The organism is Rhodococcus mengyinensis (assembly GCF_048381435.1).
In the GTDB taxonomy this organism is placed as follows: domain Bacteria; phylum Actinomycetota; class Actinomycetes; order Mycobacteriales; family Mycobacteriaceae; genus Rhodococcus_F; species Rhodococcus_F opacus_D.
Map to the genome: position 1 here is coordinate 2501 of NZ_JBLWIT010000005.1, position 2542 is coordinate 5042.

At 56.0% G+C, this 2542-nt stretch carries 1 rRNA gene (only partly in view); it reads left to right on the forward strand.

The window, feature by feature from the left end:
- Window positions 1–2499 (forward strand): 23S ribosomal RNA (locus tag ACNJ7E_RS00200) (it extends 635 nt beyond the left edge of the window).
- The last annotated feature ends 43 nt before the right edge of the window (window positions 2500–2542 follow it).

A 2542-nucleotide genomic window follows, 5' to 3' on the forward strand; every position in this document is an offset into this window, starting at 1 on the left:
ACTTCGGTGTGGGGGGTGATGGCGTGCCTTTTGAAGAATGAGCCTGCGAGTTAGTGGCATGTCGCGAGGTTAACCCGTGTGGGGTAGCCGTAGCGAAAGCGAGTCCGAATAGGGCGTTTTTAGTGGCATGTTCTAGACCCGAAGCGGAGTGATCTACCCATGGCCAGGTTGAAGCGACGGTAAGACGTCGTGGAGGACCGAACCCACTTAGGTTGAAAACTGAGGGGATGAGCTGTGGGTAGGGGTGAAAGGCCAATCAAACTCCGTGATAGCTGGTTCTCCCCGAAATGCATTTAGGTGCAGCGTCGCGTGTTTCTCACCGGAGGTAGAGCTACTGGATGGTCTAGGGGGCCCACAAGCTTACCGAAATCAGCCAAACTCCGAATGCCGGTGAGTGAGAGCGCGGCAGTGAGACTGCGGGCGATAAGGTTCGTAGTCGAGAGGGAAACAGCCCAGATCGCCAGCTAAGGTCCCTAAGCGTGTACTAAGTGGAAAAGGATGTGGGGTCGCGAAGACAACCAGGAGGTTGGCTTAGAAGCAGCCACCCTTGAAAGAGTGCGTAATAGCTCACTGGTCAAGTGATCCTGCGCCGACAATGTAGCGGGGCTCAAGTACACCACCGAAGCTGCGGCATTCACACAATGCACCCCCTTGATTCTGCGGAGTCTTGGGCAGTGGTGTGGATGGGTAGGGGAGCGTCGTGTGGCCATGGAAGCGGCGGGGTGACCCAGCCGTGGAGGCCACACGAGTGAGAATGCAGGCATGAGTAGCGAAAGACGAGTGAGAAACTCGTCCGCCGAATGACCAAGGGTTCCTGGGCCAGGTTAATCCGCCCAGGGTGAGTCGGGACCTAAGACGAGGCCGACAGGCGTAGCCGATGGACAACGGGTTGATATTCCCGTACCCGTGTGAACGCGCCCCTGGTGAATCAGTGATACTAACCATCCTGAAGCGTCCTTACGCCCCTTCGGGGGCCCTGGATGTGGATGCATGGGACCTGATCTGGTAGTAGCCAAGCGATGGGGTGACGCAGGAAGGTAGCTGAGCCAGTCAGTGGTAATACTGGTGTAAGCCTGTAGGGCGAATGGTAGGCAAATCCGCCATTCACACAGCCTGAGAGGTGACGCATAGCCGAATGAGGCGAATTCAGTGATCCTATGCTGCCGAGAAAAGCCTCTAGCGAGCTTTCACACGGCCCGTACCCCAAACCGACACAGGTGGTCAGGTAGAGAATACTAAGGCGATCGAGATAACTATGGTTAAGGAACTCGGCAAAATGCCCCCGTAACTTCGGGAGAAGGGGGGCCTCGTCCGGTGATCACTCTTGCAGTGTGAGCTGGGTGGGGCCGCAGAGACCAGTGAGAAGCGACTGTTTACTAAAAACACAGGTCCGTGCGAAGTCGTAAGACGATGTATACGGACTGACGCCTGCCCGGTGCTGGAAGGTTAAGAGGACCGGTTAGCTCTTCGGAGCGAAGCTGAGAATTTAAGCCCCAGTAAACGGCGGTGGTAACTATAACCATCCTAAGGTAGCGAAATTCCTTGTCGGGTAAGTTCCGACCTGCACGAATGGCGTAACGACTTCTCAGCTGTCTCAACCATAGACTCGGCGAAATTGCATTACGAGTAAAGATGCTCGTTACGCGCGGCAGGACGAAAAGACCCCGGGACCTTCACTACAGCTTGGTATTGGTGTTCGGTTCGGTTTGTGTAGGATAGGTGGGAGACTGTGAAGCGCTCACGCCAGTGAGTGTGGAGTCGTTGTTGAAATACCACTCTGATCGTATTGGACCTCTAACCTCGGACCATGATCTGGTTCAGGGACAGTGCCTGGTGGGTAGTTTAACTGGGGCGGTTGCCTCCCAAAATGTAACGGAGGCGCCCAAAGGTTCCCTCAGCCTGGTTGGCAATCAGGTGTCGAGTGCAAGTGCACAAGGGAGCTTGACTGTGAGACTGACAGGTCGAGCAGGGACGAAAGTCGGGACTAGTGATCCGGCACCGGCAAGTGGAAGCGGTGTCGCTCAACGGATAAAAGGTACCCCGGGGATAACAGGCTGATCTTCCCCAAGAGTCCATATCGACGGGATGGTTTGGCACCTCGATGTCGGCTCGTCGCATCCTGGGGCTGGAGTAGGTCCCAAGGGTTGGGCTGTTCGCCCATTAAAGCGGCACGCGAGCTGGGTTTAGAACGTCGTGAGACAGTTCGGTCTCTATCCGCCGCGCGCGTTAGAAACTTGAGGAAGGCTGTCCCTAGTACGAGAGGACCGGGACGGACGAACCTCTGGTGTGCCAGTTGTTCCACCAGGAGCACCGCTGGTTAGCTACGTTCGGAAGGGATAACCGCTGAAAGCATCTAAGCGGGAAGCCTGTTCCAAGATGAGGTTTCTCACCCCCTCGAGGGGGTAAGGCCCCCGGCAGACCACCGGGTTGATAGGCCAGAACTGGAAGTCCGGTAACGGATGCAGGTGACTGGTACTAATAGGCCGAGGACTTACCACAAAGAAGCTACGCGTCCACTGTGCAGTATCTGAAACAACACACA